This window comes from Lichenibacterium ramalinae (genome assembly GCF_004137085.1).
Lineage (GTDB): Bacteria > Pseudomonadota > Alphaproteobacteria > Rhizobiales > Beijerinckiaceae > Lichenihabitans > Lichenihabitans ramalinae.
The window spans coordinates 138657-161038 of record NZ_QYBC01000004.1 but is presented as its reverse complement, the minus strand read 5'-3'; the positions used below and the strand labels follow the sequence as shown (position 1 = coordinate 161038).

23 protein-coding genes are annotated in these 22382 nt (G+C 72.7%); 11 read left to right on the top strand and 12 right to left on the bottom strand.

Going from position 1 to position 22382, the window contains the following annotated elements; genetic code table 11:
* Nucleotides 1–19: 19 nt before the first annotated feature.
* Nucleotides 20–1018 carry a CobW family GTP-binding protein gene (locus D3272_RS06315; RefSeq protein WP_245496416.1) on the bottom strand — a complete coding sequence of 333 codons (999 nt, stop codon included), beginning with the start codon at nucleotides 1016–1018 and terminating at the stop codon, nucleotides 20–22.
* A 61-nt stretch (nucleotides 1019–1079) separates the two neighbouring features.
* Nucleotides 1080–2645: a D-alanyl-D-alanine carboxypeptidase family protein gene (locus D3272_RS06310; protein WP_165361248.1), complete on the bottom strand. Its 1566-nt coding sequence runs from the start codon at nucleotides 2643–2645 to the stop codon at nucleotides 1080–1082.
* 217 nt (nucleotides 2646–2862) lie between these two features.
* On the opposite strand from D3272_RS06310, the gene D3272_RS06305 reads away from it, so the two are divergent.
* The 5 genes from D3272_RS06305 to D3272_RS06285 all read left to right on the top strand — a co-directional run bounded on the left by D3272_RS06305 (nucleotide 2863) and on the right by D3272_RS06285 (nucleotide 6391).
* Entirely contained in the window at nucleotides 2863–3630 is a 768-nt protein-coding gene (locus tag D3272_RS06305) for a ComF family protein (RefSeq protein ID WP_129218298.1), read from the top strand.
* 44 nt (nucleotides 3631–3674) lie between these two features.
* On the top strand, nucleotides 3675–3932 hold the full coding sequence (gene grxC, locus D3272_RS06300) for a glutaredoxin 3 (protein WP_129218297.1): 258 nt from the start codon (nucleotides 3675–3677) through the stop codon (nucleotides 3930–3932).
* Between the two features lie 7 nt (nucleotides 3933–3939).
* Complete coding sequence (locus D3272_RS06295) at nucleotides 3940–4419, top strand: DUF1178 family protein (RefSeq protein ID WP_129218296.1); 480 nt, start codon at nucleotides 3940–3942, stop codon at nucleotides 4417–4419.
* Between the two features lie 101 nt (nucleotides 4420–4520).
* A complete protein-coding gene (locus tag D3272_RS06290; RefSeq protein WP_129218295.1) occupies nucleotides 4521–5021 on the top strand; it encodes a pyridoxamine 5'-phosphate oxidase family protein in 501 nt (166 codons plus the stop codon).
* A 182-nt stretch (nucleotides 5022–5203) separates the two neighbouring features.
* Entirely contained in the window at nucleotides 5204–6391 is a 1188-nt protein-coding gene (locus tag D3272_RS06285) for a glycosyltransferase family 2 protein (RefSeq protein WP_165361247.1), read from the top strand.
* Here the strand turns inward: D3272_RS06285 and D3272_RS06280 are convergent.
* The 8 genes from D3272_RS06280 to D3272_RS06245 form a co-directional block, all read right to left on the bottom strand.
* Nucleotides 6303–6890, bottom strand: a complete 588-nt coding sequence (locus D3272_RS06280; RefSeq protein WP_129218293.1) for a class I SAM-dependent DNA methyltransferase — start codon at nucleotides 6888–6890, stop codon at nucleotides 6303–6305. The genes D3272_RS06285 and D3272_RS06280 overlap by 89 nt on opposite strands.
* Complete coding sequence (locus D3272_RS06275) at nucleotides 6887–7624, bottom strand: PIG-L deacetylase family protein (protein WP_129218292.1); 738 nt, start codon at nucleotides 7622–7624, stop codon at nucleotides 6887–6889. Before D3272_RS06275 ends, D3272_RS06280 begins: the two co-directional genes overlap by 4 nt.
* Entirely contained in the window at nucleotides 7621–8751 is a 1131-nt protein-coding gene (locus D3272_RS06270) for an acyl-CoA dehydrogenase family protein (protein WP_129218291.1), read from the bottom strand. The genes D3272_RS06275 and D3272_RS06270 overlap by 4 nt, the downstream gene beginning before the upstream one ends.
* A 64-nt stretch (nucleotides 8752–8815) precedes the next feature.
* Nucleotides 8816–9544: a class I SAM-dependent methyltransferase gene (locus tag D3272_RS06265; protein ID WP_129218290.1), complete on the bottom strand. Its 729-nt coding sequence runs from the start codon at nucleotides 9542–9544 to the stop codon at nucleotides 8816–8818.
* Between the two features lie 14 nt (nucleotides 9545–9558).
* Nucleotides 9559–10053: a peptide-methionine (R)-S-oxide reductase MsrB gene (gene msrB / locus D3272_RS06260; RefSeq protein ID WP_129218289.1), complete on the bottom strand. Its 495-nt coding sequence runs from the start codon at nucleotides 10051–10053 to the stop codon at nucleotides 9559–9561.
* 134 nt (nucleotides 10054–10187) lie between these two features.
* Complete coding sequence (locus tag D3272_RS06255) at nucleotides 10188–12125, bottom strand: putative bifunctional diguanylate cyclase/phosphodiesterase (protein ID WP_207210140.1); 1938 nt, start codon at nucleotides 12123–12125, stop codon at nucleotides 10188–10190.
* A 227-nt stretch (nucleotides 12126–12352) separates the two neighbouring features.
* Nucleotides 12353–12853, bottom strand: a complete 501-nt coding sequence (locus D3272_RS06250; protein WP_207210139.1) for a GNAT family N-acetyltransferase — start codon at nucleotides 12851–12853, stop codon at nucleotides 12353–12355.
* Nucleotides 12850–14442 carry a cation:proton antiporter gene (locus D3272_RS06245; protein ID WP_129218287.1) on the bottom strand — a complete coding sequence of 531 codons (1593 nt, stop codon included), beginning with the start codon at nucleotides 14440–14442 and terminating at the stop codon, nucleotides 12850–12852. Before D3272_RS06245 ends, D3272_RS06250 begins: the two co-directional genes overlap by 4 nt.
* Nucleotides 14443–14594: 152 nt before the next feature.
* Here D3272_RS06245 and D3272_RS06240 point away from each other — a divergent pair, with 152 nt between their 5' ends.
* The 4 genes from D3272_RS06240 to D3272_RS06225 all read left to right on the top strand — a co-directional run bounded on the left by D3272_RS06240 (nucleotide 14595) and on the right by D3272_RS06225 (nucleotide 18142).
* On the top strand, nucleotides 14595–14993 hold the full coding sequence (locus D3272_RS06240; protein ID WP_165361246.1) for a YidB family protein: 399 nt from the start codon (nucleotides 14595–14597) through the stop codon (nucleotides 14991–14993).
* 81 nt (nucleotides 14994–15074) lie between these two features.
* Nucleotides 15075–16544 carry a lipopolysaccharide biosynthesis protein gene (locus D3272_RS06235; protein WP_129218285.1) on the top strand — a complete coding sequence of 490 codons (1470 nt, stop codon included), beginning with the start codon at nucleotides 15075–15077 and terminating at the stop codon, nucleotides 16542–16544.
* A gap of 361 nt (nucleotides 16545–16905) precedes the next feature.
* Nucleotides 16906–17682 (top strand): L,D-transpeptidase, encoded by a 777-nt coding sequence (locus D3272_RS06230; RefSeq protein WP_129218412.1) that lies wholly within the window; start codon nucleotides 16906–16908, stop codon nucleotides 17680–17682.
* Nucleotides 17683–17854: 172 nt separating this feature from the next.
* Nucleotides 17855–18142: a DUF1330 domain-containing protein gene (locus tag D3272_RS06225; RefSeq protein ID WP_129218284.1), complete on the top strand. Its 288-nt coding sequence runs from the start codon at nucleotides 17855–17857 to the stop codon at nucleotides 18140–18142.
* Between the two features lie 33 nt (nucleotides 18143–18175).
* Here D3272_RS06225 and D3272_RS06220 read toward each other — a convergent pair whose 3' ends face one another.
* Nucleotides 18176–18532 (bottom strand): DUF6460 domain-containing protein, encoded by a 357-nt coding sequence (locus D3272_RS06220; protein WP_207210138.1) that lies wholly within the window; start codon nucleotides 18530–18532, stop codon nucleotides 18176–18178.
* Between the two features lie 196 nt (nucleotides 18533–18728).
* Between D3272_RS06220 and glmM the strand changes: the two genes are divergently transcribed.
* Nucleotides 18729–20087: a phosphoglucosamine mutase gene (glmM, locus tag D3272_RS06215; RefSeq protein WP_129218283.1), complete on the top strand. Its 1359-nt coding sequence runs from the start codon at nucleotides 18729–18731 to the stop codon at nucleotides 20085–20087.
* 149 nt (nucleotides 20088–20236) lie between these two features.
* A complete protein-coding gene (locus D3272_RS06210) occupies nucleotides 20237–20884 on the top strand; it encodes a hypothetical protein (RefSeq protein ID WP_129218282.1) in 648 nt (215 codons plus the stop codon).
* Between the two features lie 297 nt (nucleotides 20885–21181).
* Here D3272_RS06210 and D3272_RS06205 read toward each other — a convergent pair whose 3' ends face one another.
* Nucleotides 21182–22366: an NF038122 family metalloprotease gene (locus D3272_RS06205; protein ID WP_207210137.1), complete on the bottom strand. Its 1185-nt coding sequence runs from the start codon at nucleotides 22364–22366 to the stop codon at nucleotides 21182–21184.
* Between the last annotated feature and the right edge of the window lie 16 nt (nucleotides 22367–22382).

The window sequence follows — 22382 nt, the reverse complement described above, 5'->3', positions numbered from 1 at the left end:
GGCGGGGGCCGGGCCGGTCTCAGCCGAAGAGCCCGGGCCCGCCGTCCGGCATGAGGGCGGCGGCGTCGGGCCTGTCGATGGCGGGCCCGCCGCAATAGCCGTCCCACAGCGCCGTCACGGCGGCTGCATCGACCCCATCGAGGATGGCGACGAGTTCGGTCCGCGGCTCCCCGCCCGGCCAGCCGTCGAGGTGGCGCCCGGGATGCAGCAGGTGCCCGACGGCCTGCACCACGGTAGGCCGCTCGGGCGCGTGATGCAGGGCCGCCACCCCCTTGAGGCGCAGCAGCGCCGCGCCGTGCCGGCCCTGGAGGTCGGCGATGAAGGCGCCGAGGCGCCCGGCCTCGAGCACCCCTGCCCGGAGCACCACGGCGCGGATGCGGGCGTCGGCGGCATGGTGATGGTGACGGTGGTCCGGGGCCGGCCTGGCGGTGTGGCGGGCATCGGCGGCGAAGAGGTCGCGCGTCATCGCCACCGCTCGGGCCTCCGCCACCGGCGCCGTCGGGTTCAGGGCGGCGAGCCGCGACAGCAGCTCCGGCGACGGCCCGGCGAGGTCGCATTTGCTCAGCAGGATGCGGTCGGCCAGCGCCACCTGATGGCCGGCCTCGGCGTGGCCGGCCAGAGCGGCGGCGCCGTCCGGCGCCGACACGAGGGTGAGCACGCCGTCGATGCTGGAGTTCCCGGCGAGGCCGGGCCCGAGCAGCAGGGCGTTGAGCACGGGGCCGGGGTCGGCGAGGCCCGTGGTTTCGACCACGATATGGTCGAAGCCGAGCGTGGCGCGGCGGGCCATCAGGCCGTCGACGGCGGCCAGCAGGTCGCCGCGCGCCGCGCAGCAGATGCAGCCCGTGGTGAGGACCAGCATGTCCCCGGTCACGGCCTCGACGAGGAGATGGTCGAGGCCGACCTCCCCGAACTCGTTGACGATCACGGCCGTCCGTCCGAAGCCGGGCGCGGCGAGCATGCGGTTGAGCAGCGTGGTCTTGCCGGCACCGAGGAAGCCGGTGAGGATGCCGACCGGCACGGCAGCCGGCCTGTCCGGCGACATCACGGCGCGCGGACCGCCGTCGCCGGAACGGCGGGCCTCACCGCCCGGCCGTCTTCTTCCGGCCCTTCGCCGGGGGCTTGGCGGCGACCCGGCTCTTCGCGGCGGGAGCCGCCTTGCCGGCCTTGGACTGGCTGGCCTTTAGTTTGGGCTTGGCGGCCTGGGGCTTGGCAGCCTGGGGCTTGACGGCGACGGCTTTGGGTTCGGCTTTCGCCGGAGCGGCGGTCGGCGCGTGGCCGCCGCGCGAGGGCCGGGCCATCAGGCGGCCGTGGCCCTTCACCACCTTGTTGGCGGCCGCGAGCGCGGCCGGGGTCGCGGCGCCGGCGAGGGCCAGCGGTGCGACCGTGCCGACCGTCGGGTCGCTGGGGTCGACGGCCTGGGCCAGGGCCGGCGCGCCCGTCCCGTCCTTGGCGGCATCCGCCGCGGCGGCCCTGCCGATGGCCCTGGCGCCGGGGCCCGGCACCGCCTCCTCGATGGCGCCGACGGCGGCGATGTCGGTCCCCGGTGCCGGGCCGACGAAGACCCGCACGGGCACGACGGCGTCGCGGGCATGCAGCAGGGCGGCCAGGCCGCCGAGCGCCGTCGCGGGCGTCGCCGCCATGTTGACGACGTCGGCCCGCTCGGGCGCGCGGCCGAACAGCGGGACGGCGGCGGCCGGGGCGGACGACGCCGGCAGGATGGCGGCGTCCTCGGCCTCGGCCTCCTGGATGGCGTTGTGACGGCCGGGCCCGCAGATCTGGCCGCGCATGTCGGGCGGTGCCACGACGTCGCTCTGCGGCAGGTCGGCCACGTTGCCGAGGCCCGACCCCGGGTTGGAGAAGTATTTCTCGAACAGCGACACGGCGCGCAGGTTGCGCTCGTTGGTGGACGGCGCCCCCATGATGACCACGAGCAGCCGACGGTCGCCGCGCGTCGCGCTCTCGACGACGTTGTAGCCCGCCGAGCAGGTGTAGCCGGTCTTCATGCCGTCGACGCCCGGGTAGCGCCCGAGCAGCCCGTTGTGGTTGGGGATCAGCTTGCCGCCGAACTGCAGGGCGCCGATGTTGAAGAGGTCCTGTTCCTCGGGGAACTCACGGATGAGGCCGCGGGCGATCATCGCCATGTCGCGCGCCGAGGAATAATGGTTGGGATCGGGCAGGCCGTTGGGGTTGGCGAAATGCGATTCGTGCAGGCCGAGCCGCTGGCCGTAGGCGTTCATCTCCTCGGCAAAGGCCGGCACCGAACCCGAGATCCCCTCCGCGATGGTGACGGCGATGTCGTTGGGCGACTTCACCATCAGCATCTTCAGCGCGTTGTCGAGCGTCACCAGCGTGCCCGGGCGGAAGCCCATCTTGGAGGGCTCCATGCTGGCCGCGTAGGCCGAGACGCGCAACGGCGTGTTGAGGCTGATGCGCCCTTCCTTGACCTTGCTGAGCGCCACATAGACGGTCATCAGCTTGGTGGTGGATGCCGGGAACCAGGGCGCCGTCGCCATGTCCTTGTACAGGACTTCGCCGCTCGCGGCATCCACCACCAGGGTCGGGTTGGCGACGGCCGGGCCGATCAGGGCGACGCCGAGCGCCAGGGTCGACAGGGCCGACCGCCAGCACGCTTGGGTGAAATTCATCGAGGGACATTCCGAAGGGACGGCATGGATCGGACACGACGCCTCGCTGTCGCGGCCGTCGAAAGGTTTAACGGCGGCCCGGTCCGTTGGAAAGGTCCGTTTCGTTCCCTGTCGGCCCGGCGCCACACCGGGGCGCGCCATCATGGCGAAGGCGCGGCGAGGCTCCGGCGGTTTCGCGACCCGCGTGCCGGCACCGGTCCCCGCGGGCGGCAGCCGCATGCGGCCTGACGGCGGGCGACGCCTGGCCGAGGCCGCGGCGCGGCTCGGCCGGGCGGCGCTCGACCTCGTGTTCCCCCCCGTGTGCCTGGCGTGCCGGCGCGCCACGGAGGGCGGGGGCCGGGGCCTCTGCGGCGCCTGCTGGGGCGCCACGCGCTTCATCGAGCGGCCCTTCTGCGAGCGGCTCGGCCTCCCCTTCGCCCAGGACCTCGGCACGGGACTGCTGTCGCCCGACGCCATGGCCCACCCGCCCGTCTTCGGCCGGGCACGGGCCGTGGAGCGGTTCGAGGACGGCCCGGCGCGGCGGTTGATGCACGGGCTGAAATACGGCGACCGGCTGGACCTCGCCCGCCCGCTCGGCGCCTGGATGGCGCGGGCCGGGGCCGAGCTCCTCGCCGAATCCGACATCATCGTGCCGATCCCGCTCCACCGCGGCCGGCTGTGGCGCCGCCAGTTCAACCAGGCCGCGGTACTGGCCGGCGAAGTGTCGCGCCTGTCCGGGGTCGCCTGGGACCCGATGGCGCTGCGGCGCGTCAAGGCCACGGCCAGCCAGGTCGGCATGACCCGGCCGCAGCGCATCGCCAACGTGCAGGGGGCCTTCGCGGTGGTGCCGGAGCGGGCCTGGGCGGTGGCGGGCCGGCGCGTGCTGCTCGTCGACGACGTGCTGACCACCGGGTCGACGCTCAACGCCGCGGCGCGCGCCCTGCTGCGTGCCGGCGCCGCCGGCGTCGACGTGCTGGTGTTCGCCCGGGTTGTTGTGGAAAGTTGACGGGTCCATATGGGGAAGAACCCCCATGCCCGAGGCCGCGGACGATGACTCCCGTCACCATCTACACCACGCGTTTCTGCCCCTACTGCACCGAGGCCAAGGGCCTGCTGCGCCGCAAGAACGTGAGCTTCGACGAGATCGACGTGTCGGGCGACCACGCCGGCCGCTCCGCCATGACGGCGCGGGCCGGGGGGCGCACCAGCGTGCCGCAGATCTTCATCGGCGAGACCCATGTCGGGGGTTGCGACGACCTGTTCGCGCTCGAGGACGCCGGCACCCTCGACCGGCTGCTGGCCGCCTGACCGCGCGATGATCCGTTACGCGCTCCTGTGCCCGAGCGACCACCCGTTCGAGGCGTGGTTCCGCGACAGCGCGACCTTCGACCTGCAGCGCGACGCCGGCCAGGTGTCCTGCCCGTCCTGCGGCGATCCCATGGTCCGCAAGGCCGTGATGGCGCCGGCCGTGCGGCGCTCGAGCCAGAAGCGTGTCGATGCGCCGGCGGCGCCCGAGCCCGCCGCGCCGGCCGCCGACGTCGCCGCGCCCGCCCCAGCCGTGGCGGACGAGGGCTTCCAGCGCCTCCGGGCGGCCCTGCGCGAGATGCACGCGAAGCTGAAGCGCGACGCCGTGGACGTGGGGCCGGCCTTCCCCGAGCAGGCCCGTGCCATCCACGAGGGCGAAGCGCCGCAGCGCGCCATCTACGGCACCGCCACCGACGCCCAGGTCCGCGCGCTGGTCGATGACGGCATCGGCGTGCTGCCGATCCCGGCCCTGCCGGACGACCGGAACTGACGCCGGCCCCTTCGCCGGCGCACGAGTCGCACCCCTGCCTTGGAACCGCCTCCCCGCCGCCGGCATTGCGGGTCGGATGCAGCGACGAAGGAGAGAGCGGCATGGATCAGCACGAAGAGGCGGCCCGCACCAAGGTCGTCGACATGGTCAAGGAGCTCGGCATCGCCATGCTGTCGACCCGCGGCACGGACGGCAAGTTCCACAGCCGCCCGATGGCGGTGAGCGATGCCGAGTTCAAGGGCACGCTCCACTTCCTGACCGACGTGCGCTCCGGCAAGGTCCACGACCTCGAGACCGATCCCGAGACGATCGTCACCTTCTCGGACCCCAAGGCCCAGAAGTACGTGGCGATGCGCGGCCGGGGCAAGCTCACCACGGACAAGACCGCCATCCGTGACCACTGGACGGACAGCGCCAAGGCTTGGTTCCCCAAGGGCGTCGACGACCCCGACATCGCCCTGATCTCGGTCGACGTCGAGGACGCCGAATATTGGGACGCGCCGAGCCGCAAGATGGTGGTGCTCTACGCTTATGCGAAGGCCGCCCTGACCGGCCACAAGCCCGGCAACGTCGGCGAGCACGAGCGCGTCTCACTGCGGTAAGGCGACGGCTCAGGCCCTCGGGCGAGGGCCTGAGCCTGTCGGATCGCGGTCGGAGTTGCGCTTCGATCGCGCACCCACGGTCCGCGCGACGCGAAGGAGGGCCGGCGGCTCCGCCGGCCCGCCGGGTCGAGACGACCCACCGGGGCAGCGATGGTGAGGTTGAGAAGGACAGCGGCTTGCGCGTGACGAGTTTCCCGATCCCGGCCATCGTGGCCATACCGGCCCATGACGAGGAGGAGCGGATCGGCGCCGCCCTGGCGGCGCTGGCCATGCAGCGCGACGCGGCCGGAGCACCGCTCCCGGCGGGGAGCTTCTCGGTCCTGGTGCTGGCCAACAACTGCCGAGACGCGACCGTCGCGGTGGCACGGGCCTTCGCCGACGTCGCCCCTTTCCCGCTCCATATCGTCGACTGCCAGCTTCCGCCGGCCGAGGCCCATGCCGGAGGCGCCCGGCGCGCCGCCATGGACCGTGCCGCCGACCTCCTCGCGGCCGAGGATGCCCAGGACGGCATCATCGTCACGACGGATGCCGACAGCCACGCCCAGCCCACCTTCATGGCGGCGACGCTCGCGGCCTTCGTCCCCGGTGTCGATGCGGTGGCGGGCTATATCGAAGCGCATGCTGGCGAGTACCTGGCCCTCGGCGCCGGGTTCCTACGGCGGGGCCGCCTCGAGGACCGCTACCTCGCGCGCGTCGCCGAACTCTATGCGCTGCTGGATCCCCGGCGCCACGACCCCTGGCCGAACCACCGCGTCCATTCCGGCGCCGCCCTGGCGGTTCGGCTGTCGGCCTATCGGGCCATCGGCGGCCTGCCGATGCGGCCGCTCGGCGAGGACAGCGCACTGGCCGAAGCCTTGGAGGATGCGGGACGGCACATCCGCCACAGCCTCGAGGCCGTCGTCACGACGTCCTGCCGTTTCGACAGCCGGGCACCCGGCGGCGCCGGCGACACGATGCGGGCCCGCCACGAGGATCTCGATGCTCCCTGCGACGGCGACCTCGAGCCTGCCGACCGCCTGTTCCGGCGCGCCCGGGCGCGGGGCCTGTTGCGGCGCCTGCATGCCGCGGGTCGACTCGGCGACGATCTCGGCTGGCGGCGCCGGCTGGGCCTGTCGCGCGACGCCGCCGCCGCCCTCGCCGCCTCCGACCTGCCCTTCTCCCGCCTGTGGCGGCGGGTCGAGGCGGAGGGCACGGCGCTGGCGCTCGGCACGCCGCTGCGCCCCTCCGACCTGCCGCGCGAGATCGACGCCGTCGAGCGGCTGCTCGCCCGGCTGGATGGGCTCAGGTCGCGGCGGTCAACAGGTCCAATCGATATTCAGGCTCTCGCCGAGACGCGGCCTGGCGCCATTGCGGTGCCGATGCCGCGATGAAGATGTCGGCCGCGGCGTCGCCCGGCAGCGGATAGTCGGTCTCGCCGAGCCAGTGGCACAGCACCATCTGGCCCCCCGGCGCGAGCGCCGCCCGGCACTGGGCCGCCACCGCGCGCAGGTCGTCCTCGGCGAAATAATACAGCACTTCCGACAGCACGATGAGGTCGTAGCGGCCGTCGGGGAAGCCGCCGGGCAGCACGGCCTCGGCGAGTTCGACGTGGGCGAGGTCGGCATTGGCCCGGCGGGCCTGGGCCAGCGCGCTCGGCGACGCGTCGAGGGCGAGCAGCCGGTCGCAGCGCGCCGCCAGCAGGCGGGTGAAGACCCCGATGGAGCAGCCCACTTCCAGCGCCGCCCCGTAGCGCGGGCGCGGCAGGATCGCCAGGGTGGCGGCATATTTGTCCCGCTCGTAGGGGCTGGTCCGGAACCCCCAGGGGTCGGGCGAGCGGCTGTAGAGGTCCTCGAAATAGGCCCCGTCGAGAGTCGGCCGGCGCGTCGTCATGGCGTCACCGCGATGAAGACCTCGACGTCGCCCAGGAACGGCGCGAGCTGGGCCTCGGTGAAGCAGAAGGCGTCGGGATCGTCGTCGATGAGCCGGGTCATCTGCGACGCGTAGCAGTCGAGCGCCCGACGCTTAGTGGCCCGGTCCGCCGCGATGTCGAGGCGGAAGCCGCGCGGTGGCGGCGCGTCGATCTCGGTTCCGGCAGGCAGGTGCAGGCCCCACACGGGGTAGGCGAAGAGCCGGAGCCCGAGCCGGTCCGCCGCCGCCCGCGCCATGGCGGCAGCAGTCTCGTGGTCGCAATGCGGGTCGTGGCCCCAGGTGACGAAGAGCGTGCGGGCTCCGACCGCCGTGGCCTGCCGCGCAATGGCGTCGACGGCGTCCTCGAAAGCCGTCCCGGCTCTCGGCGTCGCGGCATCGGGGAGGTCGAGGAAGGCCAGGCGTGCCTCCGGCAGGCCGAGGTGGCCGAGGGCGCGCCGGGCCTCGTCGCGGCGCAGGGCCGTGAGGCGCGGCGGCGGGAAGCTCGCCGAACCGGGGTGGGAGGCGGCGCCGTCGGTCAGGATGAGCACGTGACCCTTCACGCCGGCCCGCTCGGCGGCGATCAGCAGGCCGCCGCAGCCCAGGGTCTCGTCGTCGGGATGGGGCGACAACACCAGGAAGGGCTCGCGTCCCACGAGATCGTCGAGCCCGCCGTCCGGGAAGGTCGCCAGGGCCGCCATGAAGTCCCCGACCCTCATGCCGGCCTCCACAGCGTCCGGGCCGGCTCTGGGCTGGCCAGGACGGTCGCGGCCGCATCCGCCATGGCGCCGTCCGGCGCCGGCTGCCGCAGGTAGGTGGCGAGGTCGCGGCAGACCCGCTCGACGGGATGGGGCCGCAGGTGGGCGCCGAGGCCGAGTCCGCGGTGCACAGCCTCCATCGTGTCGAGGCCGGCCCGCTCGACGACGCCGCGGGTCAGGCCGACATAGGCCAGGATCTCGGCCACGGGGCGCGCTTCGGCGGCGACCATGCCGGCCGCCCGCCCCACCCACAGCGCCGCCGTCTCGGCGGCGGTGGCGCAGGCCGCGACCCGCTGGCGCTGGTAGGGGTCCGCCCCGCGGCCGAGGCGCACGAGGTCGGCGCGGTAAAGGTCGAGCAGGCGGTCGATGGCGCCGAGCTGCACGGCGCAGAACCGCCACGCGCCCCCGAAGAAGGTCGGCTGCCTCCGGTAGTCGTCGTCGCGCCCGACGATATCGTCGGGGCCGATCGGCAGGCCGGCGAGGTCCACCGTGCCGGTCGCCGTGGAGCGCATGCCCTGCGCGGTCCAGCGCGACAGGTCGGCGCGCTCGCCCGGGGCCAGGCGCGGCAGCGTCATCAGCGTCACGCCGTCCCGCGCCACCGGCACGAGCGGGCGGGAAACCGAGCCGACGCCGGACGCCAGGATCTTGCGGCCGGCCAGGCGCCAACCCGCATCCTCCGGCACGAGCCCGGCGGGCTCGGCGCCTTCGGCGTTCCAGACGCCCGACATGCCGCCGGCCCGCACGTCCTCGGCGAGGCGCTCAAGCTGGGCGGCGCTGCCGTAGCGGCCCACGAGCGCGACGGCGTTGACGTGGCCCTCGTAGAGGCGGCCGACCGACAGGTCCCCCCCGCCGACCAGCCGGAGCACCGACACGAGCGCGTCGACGGCGGCGGGCTCGACCAGCCCGGTGCCGCCGAGCCGCACCGGGAACGGCGCCATCATCAGCTCGGACTCGTGCAGAAGGCGCAGGGCCGCGGCGGGAAAGGCGGCGGCGACGTCGCGCTCGGCCGCGTCGGCGAAGAGCGTTTCGGCGACGGCCGCCGCCGTGGCGACGCTATCGTCCGCCGTGAGACCCCTGTGATGCGTCATGCCAGGCGAAGCCCATCCGTCCCTCCGCCGCGGACATGCCGCTTCCGGGCGTCGCCGCCCCGCGTCAGCAGCGAAGGTCCTGCTTGCGCAGGCGGAAAACCGTCGCACCCGTGAAATTGGTCCAATGGTGAGGCGGAATGTTGCACCTCGCCAGCAGGGCTTCGTCGAACCTGTCGCGCAGGTCGTGGCTGTCGGGGATCGGGAACAGCATGCCGAGCGTGCGTTGCAGCGTTTCGGTCCCGAAGCGCCGCACGTGGAGCGACGGCCCGAAGCGCTGCAGCTTGTCGTCGAGCGTGCCCACCATGAGTTCGTCCGTGAAGCCTCCGGGCAGGATCGGCACGCTGAACAGCATGGTCCCGGTGTCGCTGAGCGAGCGGGCGAGCCGCAGCAGGATGGCGGAATAATTGCCCTCGAGGTGCTCGAGGACGTGGTTGTGGACGATGAGGTCGTAGCGGTCCAGCGGCAGGTCGTAGACGTCCTCGCAGAGGTCGAAGCGCTCCACGCCGAGGCCCGGGTAGCGGGGCGGGTCGATGTCGACGGCGCGGTAGTTGGGGCCGCCGATCTCCCGCAGCAGCACGCTCAATCCCCGCTCGGGGGCGAAGTGCAGGATGTGGCTCCCCGAGGCGGGCCGCAGGTCCTCGGCGATGTGGAGCGCCGCCACGCGGGTGCGCTCCAGCGAGCCGCAGTCGGTGCAGCGCACGGCGGGGCGCTTGGGCATGTCGGTGAAGGCGGTGCCGCCGCAGATGTTGCATTGCATGGCGGCAGGTTTGCCCCGCGGCGCGGTCGACCGCAAGCGCCCGCCCTCCCTCATGCCGCCCCGGCCCGGAAGCTCAGGGCGGCGCCGTTCATGCAGTAGCGCAGCCCGGTGGGACGGGGGCCGTCGTTGAACACGTGGCCGAGGTGGCCCCCGCAGGACGCGCAATGGATCTCGGTCCGCGCCATGCCGAAGCTGGTGTCGCGGTTCTCGCCGACGGCGCCGTCGAGCGGCTGCCAGAAGCTGGGCCAGCCGGTGTGGCTGTCGAACTTGGTGGCGGAGGAGAACAGCGGCGTGCCGCAGCCCGCGCAGGCGAAGCGCCCCGCCCGGTGCTCCCGGTTCAGCGGGCTCGCGTAGGGCCGCTCCGTGCCCTCGTGCCGCAGCACGTCGTAGGCGGGGCCGGACAGGCGCGCCCGCCATTCGGCGTCGCTCATCGCCACCGGAAAGCTGCCGTCGGCCGCCCGTGCGGCACGGGTGAAGCCCAGGCGCGCCGCCGCGCCGACCAGCAGGGCGCCGAGCCCGAGGACGGATCGTCTGTGGACAGCCATGGCGGTTCCTCCCGCGGCCCGATCGCCGCCTGCCCGATGTTACGACGGCGGCGGGCGCGGGTTTCACGGGATCGCGGCGCGGACCGCGCGCGACGGTGCCGCAGGGTGGGCGGGGCGGCGGGGTTCGGGTCCCGTCAGGCGACCAGGCTGACCTCCGCGTCCACTGCCTCCGCGCTCGCGGCGTCGACTGGGCCGGCGAGCCGCGTCACTTCGGAGGCCGGGACCGGGGGGCTGAAATGGTAGCCCTGCATGCTGCGGCAGCCGAGGCCGCGCAGGATCGACAGGTGGTCGGCCGTCTCGACGCCCTCGATGATGCAGTCGAGGTTGAGGTTGCGGCACAGGTCGACGATGGACTTGACGATGTCGCGGCTAGCCTTGTCGACGAGCAGGTCGGCCATGAAGCTGCGGTCGACCTTGATCTTGTCGATGGGCAGGCGGCGGACGTAGCCCAGGCTGGAATAGCCGGTGCCGAAATCGTCGAGAGAGATCTGGGCCCCGATGGCCTTGAGGGCCAGCAGGGCATCCCGGGCGGCGTCGAAGTCGTGCATGAGGGCCGTCTCGGTGATCTCGAGCGCGATGCGCTCGGGCGCGACGCCGCCCGCCTCGATCAGCGCGGCGAGGCGGGCCACGGCGGCCGGCGACGCGATGTCGTGGGCGGACAGGTTGAACGACAGGCCGATGGCGTCGGGCCAGCCCCGCATGGCGGCGATCGCCTTGCCGAGCAGAATGGCCGTGATGGTGCCGATGAGGCCGATGCGCTCCGCCGCCACGATGAAGACGCCCGGGGGGACCCGGCCGAGCCGCGGGTTGGTCCAGCGCGCCAGGGCCTCGAAGGCCACCACGCGTCCCGCGGCCACGTCCACGATGGGCTGGTATTCGAGCGTCAGTTCCGCCTCGAGGTCGGCCTGCCGCAGTTCCTGTTCCAGGATGCTGCGGGCCCTGATGGCGTCCTCGTGGTCGGCCGTGAACACCACCGGCCGGCCACGCCGGTGTTCCTTGGCATAGTAGAGGGCGTAATCGGCCCGCTCGATCAGCTGCTCCCGGGTGCCGGCCATGTCGGGGAAGACCGCGTAGCCCACCGACGCCGCGATCCGGGCGAGGCCGGCCGGCAGCGCGATCGGCGCCTCGATGGCGTCGCAGACGGACCGGCCGGCGGCCGCCATGGCGTCAGGACCGTGCTCGCCCGACAGGATGAAGGCGAACTCGTCCCCGCCGAGCCGGGCCAGCTTGGCGTCCGGCCCCAGCACCTCGACGAGGCGGCGCCCGACCTCGACGAGCACGAGGTCGCCGGCGCCGTGGCCGTAGACGTCGTTGACGGGCTTGAAGCCGTCGAGGTCGATCATGCCGAGGGCGAAGCTGCGCCCGTCCGACGCCGCGGCCTCGATCAGCGTGGCGAGGTCGCGGAAGAAGCTGCGCCGGTTCGCCAGCCCCGTCAGCGCATCCAGGAAGGCGATCCTGCTGTTCTCGTCGCTGAGCTTCGCCAGGGCGCGGCGCGAGCGGATCAGCGCGCTGAACTCGCCGAAATGCCGGTACATGATGATCACCATGATGACCGTGGTGAGCGCGAAATTCAGCGCGATCGCCACCAGCACGGTATTGCCCGAGCGGAGGAACACCGCCAGGAACGGCACCGTCACGATGACGGTGAGGACAAGGGCCGCCGACCGCAGGTGCATGAGGCAGAACACGCAGCCGATCACCGTGATGGACATGAAGAAGGCGACGTGGGTGCGGGCATAGGCGTCGCCGTAGGGCGCGAGGGCCAGGGCCCAGGCCGTGAAGGCCGCGCCCAGCACCGCCACGGTGCAGAAGCTCCTGCGCAGCTGGCGCCGGATGACGTCGTCCGACATCGCCGGCACGTCGAACCGCGTCCAGGCGACGCCGCGCTGCACGCAGACCGGGAGCAGCACGCCCGGGACGTAGAGCGTCAGGGCATCGGGCGAGACGCCGTAGTGCGTGAAGGCCAGGGCCAGCACGTTGGTGCCGAGCAGCAGGAACAGCACCGGCACCTGCTTCTGCAGGGCGCCGAGTTGCGCCCGCATCAGCACGGAATCGGGCGTCCACGCCGCCACGACCGATCGAAGACCCGACAAAGACATACCGGCAGGCCCCACAGCCGGAGCGCCTTCACCCCGGGCGAAGCCGCTTCGGCTCGAAGCCGACGGCAGCGTCACCGGGTTGGAAGCGCCGAGGCGATCCCGATCGAGCCCACGAGGCTCCTGCGGAGAATGGCGGTCGAATGCTAAGACTTCGCCAAGACCGCGTCATGCCGCCGCAGCCCGCGACGGCGCGAGCCGCGTCAGTCTGCGAGGATCTTCTGCATGAAGAGCAGGTCGAGGTAGCGGTCGAACTTGAACCCCACCTGCGGCATCACGCCGACGCGCACGAAACCGAGGCGCTCGTGCAGCGCGATCGAGGCCGCATTGGCGGCATCGAGCCCCCCCACCATGACGTGCTTGCCGAGATCCCGGGCGCGGGCGATCAGGGCCGGCATGAGCAGGGCCGCGACGCCGCGCCGATGGTGGGCGGGCGCCACGTAGATGGAATGCTCGACGGTGCGGGCGAAGCCGTCGTGCGGCCGGAAGGGACCGAACGAGGCGTAGCCGAGGAGCGCGTCCGCCTCGACGGCCACGAGGAAGGGGAAGCCCCGGGCCCGCCGGTCGTGCAGGAAGGCCCGCCGGTCTTCGAGGTCGACCGCGTGATAGGAGAAGTTGGCCGTCGAGGTGGCGATGACGTGGTTGTGGATGGCCAGGATGGCGGGCAGATCGCCGTCCTCGGCCTCGCGGATCTCCATGCTCATCCCGCCGCTCCGTCCTTGCCGTCCAGCGGCCGCACGGCGCGCCCGCGCCGGCGCGCGTTGCCCTCGGCCCAGTCGAGTTCCTCCTCGACGTCCCGATAGGCATCGTCGCCGATGCGGCGGTCCCGGCGCAAGCTCAGCAGCACGTCGCGCTCGGCCGCGATCGCCGCCATGCGGAGCCGGCCGAAGACCTTGGGCCGCAGGTGGCGCATGGCGTCGTCCTGCAGCACGACGGCATATTCTTTGCGCAGGATGGCGGCCTCGGGCTCCTGGTTGCCGTCGAGCGAGCGCAGGGCCGCCCGCGTCGCCTCCTGGCGGGCGACGGCGCGCTCCTGCAGCGCCCGCCCGTCGTCGCCGAGGTCGAGCCAGCGGAGCAGCGGCCCCAGCGTCAGGCCCTGGATCACCAGCGTGCCGAGCACGACCGCGAAGGCCGCCACGATGACGAGGTCGCGGATCTCGGGGTTGGCGAACGCCCCGTCGAAGGGGAGGGCCAGGGCGGTGGCCAGCGTGAGCAGGCCGCGCATGCCGCACCAGCCCACCACCAGCGCGCTCTTGTAGCTGCGCAGCGCCGGGGTGCGCCGCTCGGCGGGCAGCGCGAAGCGCTCGACGAGGCGGGCGAGCACGTTGTACGTGAAGGTCCAGGCGAGCCGCACCGCGATCACGGTCCCGAGGATGGCGACGCCGAAGGCGGCGTAGCGGGCGACCCCGCCCGGGATGGCGTCGCCGATGTCCTGCAGCTGCAGGCCGATGAGGATGAAGGCCAGCGCGTTGAGCACGTAGACGGCCACTTCCCAGACGGCGAGCGACCCGCGCCGGACCTCGGCGTTGAGGTGCGTCGGCGTGAGCCGGGCCAGGATCAGGGCGTAGACCACGATGGTGAGCACGGTGGAGACGCCGAGCTTCTCGGCCACGATCCAGACCGCGAAGGTCGCCACGAACTGCGTCACCACCGAGATCGACAGGTCGGTGATGCGGGCCGTGACCAGCAGGTAGAGCCGCGCCAGCACCCAGCCGAGCGCGACCGAACCCAGCGAGTTGGCGAGGAACAGCGGCACGGCATGCGAGGCCGTGAAGGCCGTGCCGAGCGCCGCCCCGACCGCCAGCCGGTAGACCAGCAGCGCGCTGACGTCGTTGAGCAGCCCTTCCCCCTCGAGGATCACGACGAGGCGCCGGGGCGGCGACAGCCGGCCCAGGATGGCGGTGGCCGAGACGGGATCGGGCGGCGACACGACGGCGCCGAGCGCGATGGCGGCGGACCACGGCATGCCGGGCACCAGCCAGCGGGCCACGAGGGCCACGGCCGCGATGGTGAGCGCCACCGCCACCAGCACCAGGCTCGATACCGGCAGCCAGTTCTCGCGCAGGTCGCGCGGCGACGCGTCGAAGGCGGCGTCGAGGATCACCGGGGCGACGAAGAGCGTCAGCGCGAGGTCGGGGTCGAGACGGATGCCCGGGACCTCGATGGGGGAGACGGCCAGCGCCGTGCCGGCCAGGGCTAGCAGGACCGGATAGGGCGCGCCGATCCGATCGGCGAGAGCCGTCAGGATCGCGCCGCCGAGCAGCAGCCCGATGAGGAGTTCGAAGAGGAGCATGGGTCGAGCTTAGGCGGAGGCGGAAGCGGGCGCTACCGCCGGTGCGGTGCCGCGGCGCAAAAGCCGCGTCGCCGAGGCGGGCGGCGGACGGCGTTTGCCTGCGGCGGGCTTCGGCCCTACACGTCGCCCCTCACCAGGACGGGATGGGCCTCATGAGCATCTTCGGCAACCTCGGCGGCATGCTGGGCGACCTCATCGCGCAGCATGGGGGCACGGAAGCGATCCTGCAGGGGGCCCTGCAGCAGGCCGGCGGCGTGCAGGGCATCGTGACGAAGCTGCAGGGAGCGGGCTACGGCGACGCCGTCCAGTCCTGGCTCGGCGCCGGCCCGAACCAGCCGGTGACGGCGGAGGGCGTGGCCCAGGCGATCGGCCACGGCCGCATCGGCGAGATGGCGACGCGCTACGGGATGCAGCCCGACCAGGTGTCCGGCCTGCTCGCCAAGGTGCTGCCCGGCCTCATCGACCGACTCAGCCCCGACGGCACGCTGCAGCCCCACCTGCTGCAGGGCGGCCATGGCGGCGGCGCGTCCCCGCTCGCCCCGGCCTCCTGAACGGCCCGGCACGGTTTGTTGAGGCTTGCCCGCCAAGCTGGCGGGCCGCGTGCCGCCCCTCGCGCGGCGCCGGGCTGACCCATGAAGATCATCCTGCCCTTCATCAGCAACACGCTGATGAACTTCGTCATCGGCCTGCTGCTCGCCCGCTTCCTCGGGCCGGCGGAATACGGCCGGATGGCGCTCGCCCTGGCGGTGGGCCAGGTCATCCAGACGCTGATGTTCGATTGGCTGCGACTCGCGGCGACGCGCTTCTATTCGGAGCGGGCCCGGCGCGAGCGGCCGGAGCTGCGGGCCACGCTCGACGCGAGCTTCGCGGTGCTGATCGCCCTCCTCAGCGGCGGCACCATCTTCTTCCTCGTCAGCGGCATCGAGGTGCCGCTGTCGCATGCGCTGGTGGGGCTCGCGGTCGGCGCTGCCGTCGCCAACGGCCTGTTCGACTACAACACCGCCCTGGTCCGGGCGCGGTTCAGGGACGGGCTCTATGCCCGCATCATCATGGGCAAGAACCTGCTCTCGCTCGTGTTGACGGTGGGCGGGGCGTGGTGGTTCGGCTCCGCCGCCATGGCGTTGACCGGCGTCTGCCTGTCGATGACGGGCTCGCTCCTCGCGTCGCGGCGCTCGCTCAGCGACGCCGGAGCCTCGCCCGCCGCCGCCCGCCGCGGCCTCGCCGCCCAGGCGCTGCGCTATGCCCTGCCGATCGTCATGGCCAACATGCTCTACCAGGTCATCCCCCTGGTCGACCGGGCCCTCATCGCGCAGCGTTACGGCTTCGCGGAGTCGGGCCAGTTCTCCCTGGCCTACGACCTCGGCATCCGCATCGTGCTGGCCATCGGCTCGACGCTCGACGTGCTGCTGTTCCAGCTGGCCGTGCGCACCGACGAGCTTCACGGGCCGGACCAGTCCCGCCGCCAGATCGGCCGCAACATGGGCGTGGTCGTGGCCATCCTGGCCCCCACCTGCGTGGGCGCCTGGCTGGTGCTGCCCTCGTTTCAGCAGCTCGTCGTGCCGCCCGAGTTCCGCGGCCCCTTCGCGCAGTTCTTCACCATGCTGCTGCCGGGCTTCTTCTGCTACCCGCTGATCCATTACGCCGTGCATCCCGTGTTCCAGATCCGGAAGCGGACGCGTCCCCTCATCGCCACCGCCTCCATGGCGGCGGCCGCCAACGTCGGCATCAGCCTCGCCATGCCGGCGGGAGCCGGCGCCATCGGCTATGCGGTGGCGTTGTCGGCGGCACTCGGCGCGGGGCTCCTGGCGCTGATCGCCGCCGCCACGCTGGTGCGGGCCAGTTGGCCGTCCCCGCGCGACCTCGCCCTGACCCTGCTCGGCTCGGCCGCCATGGCGGCGGCGCTGCTGCCGCTCCGCGCCCTGACGCCCGGCCTGTCCACGCTGGTCATCCAGGTGGCGCTGGGGACGCTGGTCTACGGCGGCGTGGTGGCGGCCTTCGACCTCGCCGGCCTCCGCAGCCTCTGCCTGGCCCACCTGCCGGCCCGCTGGCGCCGCGACGCCGGCGACCCCGGCCCTTTACCGACCGTTGACCACGTCGCTTAGGAGTCCATTCAGTTTATCCTATCCGTAACCATGGATCTGGATAAAGAATACTGGATTGCATTTGAGGTGTATTGTTCAGGCTCGGAAACACTCCTCACCGATCCGGACGACCCTCATGAAGCGCTTTGTGGTATCGAGCGGCTGGGCCCTGCTGGGGCTGGCGGCGCTGACGGCGGCCTCGGCCGGAGGCGCCCGGGCCGGCAGCGCGCGGCCGCATGCGGTGGGGATCCCCGGCATCGGGCCCGGCACGGGCGTCGACGTCTACATCCCGAACCCGGACCCGCAGACCCCGATCGCCTGGTCGCAGGGCACCGAGCCGCCCCCGCCCCAGGGCGACTACGGCGGCGGCACGCTGCAATACATGATCACCGGCAACGAGACCCGCCCGGCCCCGCATCCCCGCATCCCCCCGCCGTATTTCCCGGCCCGGGTGGCGCCGGTGGACGGTCCCGACGGGCGCTCCGGGCTCGCCACCCATGCGCGACCGCCCCAAGGCGGCGGCTATGCGGGCGGCGGCTACGGCGGCCCGGCGCCGCGCGGCCGGGCACCGGTCGACGAGGGTTCCGGAAGCTACGGCGGCTTCGGGTTCGGGGCCCCGGTGCCGGGCGGCGGCCGGGTGCGGGCCGGCTATGCCCCGGCGAGCTACGATGCCGAAGGCGGACCGAGCGCCGCCCTCGCCTTCCATGCCGCGGTCGACCCCGCCTTCCGGCGCCAGGAGGTCGCCTATGCGGGCGGCCAGGGGCCCGGCACCGTCGTGATCGATACGGCGTCCAAGTTCCTGTACCTCGTCGAGGGCGGCGGCCACGCGCTGCGATACGGTATCGGCGTCGCCAAGCCAGGGTTCCTGTGGGCCGGCACCCACACGATCACGCGCAAGGCCGAATGGCCGGACTGGACGCCGCCGGCCGAGATGCTGGGGCGCCGGCCGGACCTGCCGCGCCACATGGTGGGCGGCATCGAGAATCCGCTCGGCGCCCGCGCCATGTATCTCGGCTCGACGCTGTACCGCATCCACGGCACCAACGAGCCCGACACGATCGGCACTAACGTGTCGTCGGGCTGCATCCGGCTGCTCAACGAGGACGTCAGCGACCTTTACGGTCGCGTGCGCGTCGGGACCCGCGTCGTCGTCATGTGACGGCGCGGCGCCGGCGCCCGGTGGTCCAGGGGGACAGGCCTCGAGGGGCCGCCTCCGCCGGTGCCCGCCGGCCCCGAGGGGTCGCGGGAGAAGATCCCGCTTCTACACCCGCCCGACCGGCTCTATGAAGCCCTGCCCCGCCCTGACGGGGCGCTCGAAGCGGAGGCCGCCCATGCCCAAGGGCTACATGATCGTCCGGATGACCGTGACGGACCCCGACGCCTACAAGCGCTATGCCGCCATGGCCTCTGAGGCCATGCGCCTCTACGGCGCGACGCCGCTGGTGCGCGGCGGCCGCCAGGAGGCGGTGGAGGGCGAGGCCCGGCCGCGCAACGTGGTGCTGGAGTTCGAATCCTACGAGGCCGCCCGCACCTATTATTTCTCGCCCGAGTACCAGGCCGCCGTCGCCGTCCGGTCGCCGGCCGGCATCGGCGAGGTGGTCTTGGTCGAGGGCGTCTGACGGAGGCCCGGCGGTCGGCCTGGTGAAAGCGCCCTAGGGCCGGCGGTCGTCGCCGACGCGCTCGGCCTGGCCCCACCGCGACGCGGGCGCCACCCCGGGCCCCGCCACCGGCCCGCGCCTGGGGCCGCGATAGCTCAGCAGGCGCAGCACGAGCCACACCGGCACCACCACGGCGGCACCCGCCACCAGCGTTCGGCCGATATCGTGCAGCGCCGCGAAACCGGTGCCATAGAGCTGGGTAAAGGCGCGCCCGAGGTCGTTGACGATGTCGAGCGCGTCGAGCCCCAGCCAGGACATGAGGGCACCGACCAGGAGCGAGACCGCCACGAGGCGGAGCAGGACGGCCAGGGGCGAGCCGCCGAGGACACGGGTGGCGACGTTGTCGGTCATGGCGACGGGCTCCGGCCGGGACCGCCCCGGCGCGCCGGCTCATGTGAGCGCCGCGACGCGGTGGCACAAGGGCGCGGGCGCACGACGGCGTGATGCGGCGGCTTCACCGAATCTCCACGCTTGTCGCCGAAGACTGTCGCAATTATCCAGGCCACAGCCGGGACCATGGCGCGGCTTTCATCAGCGGGAGAGCCCCATGGGCCGCAGGTATTTCGGGACGGACGGCATTCGCGGGCGCGCCAACGGCGTCATCACGCCCGACCTCGCCATGAAGGTCGGGCAGGCCACGGGCCTGCTGTTCCAGCGCGGCAGCCATCGCCACCGCGTCGTCATCGGCAAGGACACGCGCCTGTCCGGCTACATGATCGAGAACGCCATGGTGGCGGGCTTCACCTCGGTCGGCATGGACGTGATGCTGCTCGGGCCCATGCCGACGCCGGCCATCGCCATGCTGACCCGCTCCATGCGGGCCGACATCGGCGTGATGATCTCGGCCTCGCACAACGCCTACGAGGACAACGGCATCAAGCTGTTCGGCCCCGACGGCTTCAAACTGTCCGATGACGTCGAGGGGGAGATCGAAACCCTGCTCGACGAGGACCTCGGCCGCCGCCTGTCGAAGTCGCCGGCGCTGGGCCGGGCCATGCGGGTCGACAGCGCCCAGTCCCGATACATCGAGTTCGCCAAGCGCACCCTTCCCCGCCAGCTCTCGCTCGAGGGCCTGCGCATCGTCCTCGATTGCGCCAACGGCGCCGCCTACAAAGTGGCGCCCGACGCGCTCTGGGAGCTCGGCGCCGAGGTCTTCTCGATCGGCGTCGCGCCCGACGGCTTCAACATCAACCACAACGTCGGCTCGACCTCGCCCGAGGCGCTGGTCGCCAAGGTGCGCGAGATGCGGGCCGACGTCGGCATCGCGCTCGACGGCGACGCGGACCGCCTGCTGATGGTGGACGAGAAGGGCACGGTCGTCGACGGCGACCAGATCATGGCGGTCATCGCCCAAAGCTGGATGGAGGACGGCCGGCTCGCCAAGCCCGGCCTCGTCACCACCGTCATGTCGAACCTCGGCCTCGAGCGCTACATCGAGTCGCTCGGCCTTTCCATGGTTCGCACGGCGGTGGGCGACCGCTACGTGCTGGAGCACATGCGCGAGCACGGCTACAACGTCGGCGGCGAACAATCGGGGCACGTCATCCTGTCCGACTTCTCGACGACGGGGGACGGCCTCGTGGCGGCCCTGCAGGTGCTGGCCGTGGTGAAGCGGCGCGACCGGGCGGTCAGCGAGGTCTGCCACCGCTTCGAGCCCCTGCCCCAGGTCCTGAAGAACGTGCGTTTCGTCGATCGCCGCACCCTCGGCCAGGACAGCGTCATCCGGGCGATCGACGGCGGCCGCGAGCGGCTCGGCGCGTCCGGGCGCCTGCTCATCCGCCCCTCGGGCACCGAGCCCGTCATCCGCGTCATGGGCGAGGGCGACGACCGGCTCCTGGTCGAGACCGTGGTGGACGAGGTCTGCGCCTCGCTGTCGGCCCATTCGGCCGCGCTCGCGGCGGAGTGAGGGCGCCGGCACCCCGGGTGGGACGGCTCGGAACAACCGCGCCGTCTTAACCTTCCGTTCAGGCTTTCGTGGACCCGACGGCTCGCGCCGTGTGACCGTGCGACCTCCCCAAGTCGCCGCGCGGATCGCGCCAGTCGAGGTCAGCACGCATGTCGCCGCCATCTCTCTCCACCTCCTCCACGCTGGCCGTTACCAGCCCGGGCGGCGTCACGTCGACGTCGTCCCAGACCGTGACGGGCCTCTTCACCGAAATGGCAGGCGCCTGCGCGGCCGGCAGGCTCGTGACCCTCGACGACGACGGCGCGACGGTCGGCACCGCCGTCGTGGCGCGAGACGGGACGTGGTCGAGCGACGTGCTCCTCACCCATCTCGGGGCGAACGGCATCACGGCCCGGACGACCGACGCGGGCGGCCGGGCCGTGGCGAGCGCGCCCGTCACGCTGACGCTGACGGCGGTGCTGTCCCCGCCGAGCGGCGGCATCGCGTTGCCGGCCCAGGACAGCGTGCATCCGCTGCACGGCGCCGCGCTGTCGGCCGCCGGCGCCGCCGAAGCCTTCGTGTTCACCGCGCATCCCGGGCACGACACCGTCACGGGCTTCGGCCTTTCGGGCGCCGGGGCGGACCTTCTGTCCTTCTCCCGCCACAGCTTCGCGGGGTTCGCCGACGTGCTGCGCCACACCACCCTGTCGGGCGACGGAGCCGTCATCCACCTGTCACCGCGCGACAGCGTCACGCTGGTCGGCGTCAGCAGGCAGGACCTCCGGACGCATCCGGGCGCCGTCGCGTTCCACCCCTGAGCCGGCGCGCGGGCCGCGGGGTCCGTGACGAGAGCCGCATCGGCTTTCTCCGAGGCGCCTCGGCGTTTCCCGAGGCAACGAGACCGCTCTCGATTGGACGTCGGACCGAATGCGCCGAAGGCCGGACTGCCGGCGGAGCCCCGTCGCGCCGGCATCGTCCCGACATCGGTGCTGCGGCGGTGCGCCCGGCCGGGTTGCCAACCGCCCGGAACCGTTGGAAACGACCCGGCGGCGGCGCAGCAGGATTGCGTGGTCGTCCCGGACCGGCGCGGCCAGCGCCTTGTCCGGCCGGTGGCGTCAGGCGTGAAGCGACAGGGTGCTCATGTTCTGGCGCAGCTGGGCCTTGGTGACGCCGAAGATCTCCACGCTCTCGGTCGTCGACACGTGGACGACGGCATCCCCGCCCGACATGGTCGTGTGGCGCAGGATGTCGGCCACCGACGAGAAGTTCTGCTTCGAGAAGCTCAGCACGTCGTGGTCGGCGCCCAGGGCCTGGAAGTCCTGCACCCAGGCCTGGCCGGGGTGGGCGCGGAACACGAAGGTGTCGGCGTTGCCGGTGCCGGAGACTTCGCCGTCGTAGGACGCGACGATGCGATGGGGAGACGAACCCGTGGCGGTGGCGGACCCACCGTCCGCCGAAGCCGCCGCCGGGGCCGCCGCGGCCGACAGGCTCGTCGCCGTGGCCGCCATGGCCTGGCCGTTGACGGAATAGCCGAGGACGTCGAGCAGGGCGTAGTCCGTCGACGAGAAGTGGCTCGCCAGGCCCGCGGTCGTGTCGCCGAACGTGTCGCCGTAGACGCTCGACGCCCAATCGGCCACATCGCCCCCACCGAGCGGGTTGTTGAAGGCCTGCAGCATGGTCTGACCGTCGACCGAGAAGCTGCCGGCGCCCGGCGTGGTGTCGCGCTGGCCCGCACCGGTGTAGCGGAAGAGGTCCGCCGGCCCGTAAACGTTCGGCGTGCTGCCGCCGAGGTAGCCGACGCGGCCGAAGACCTCGGAGAACTCGTGTTCGAGGACGCTGATCACGTCGTAGGTGCCGGCCGCGATCTGTCCGCCGGGGCTGAAGGTATATTGCCGGGAACTGTCGAGCCCGACATAGCCGTCGACCGTGCCGGGGGTGGAACCGGGCTGCGTGCCGATCGCCTTCTGCAGGGCCAGGGGGACGTAGAACTGGCCGCCGTTCGTCGGGTCGGCCGCCGGCAGGGCCGCATAGGCGGCCTGGTCGGTGCCGGTGGTGGCGCTGTTCTTGAGGGCGGCGGTGAAGGCCGCGTAGCTGAGATAGGTCCCGCTGGACTGGTTCTGCGCCAGGGTGCCGGCCTTGATGGCCGCGCCGTTCTCCTCGCCCCAGCCCATCGCGATGGTGAGCGAGATGGGGTTGGTGATCAGCGCGTCGTACTGGGCCACGACATAGGCGACGGCGCTCTTGAACCACGACGGAGCAGACGTCGTACTGGCGTCGTAGGAGATCTGAATGTCCATCATCGTGTTCCGGTCAGGG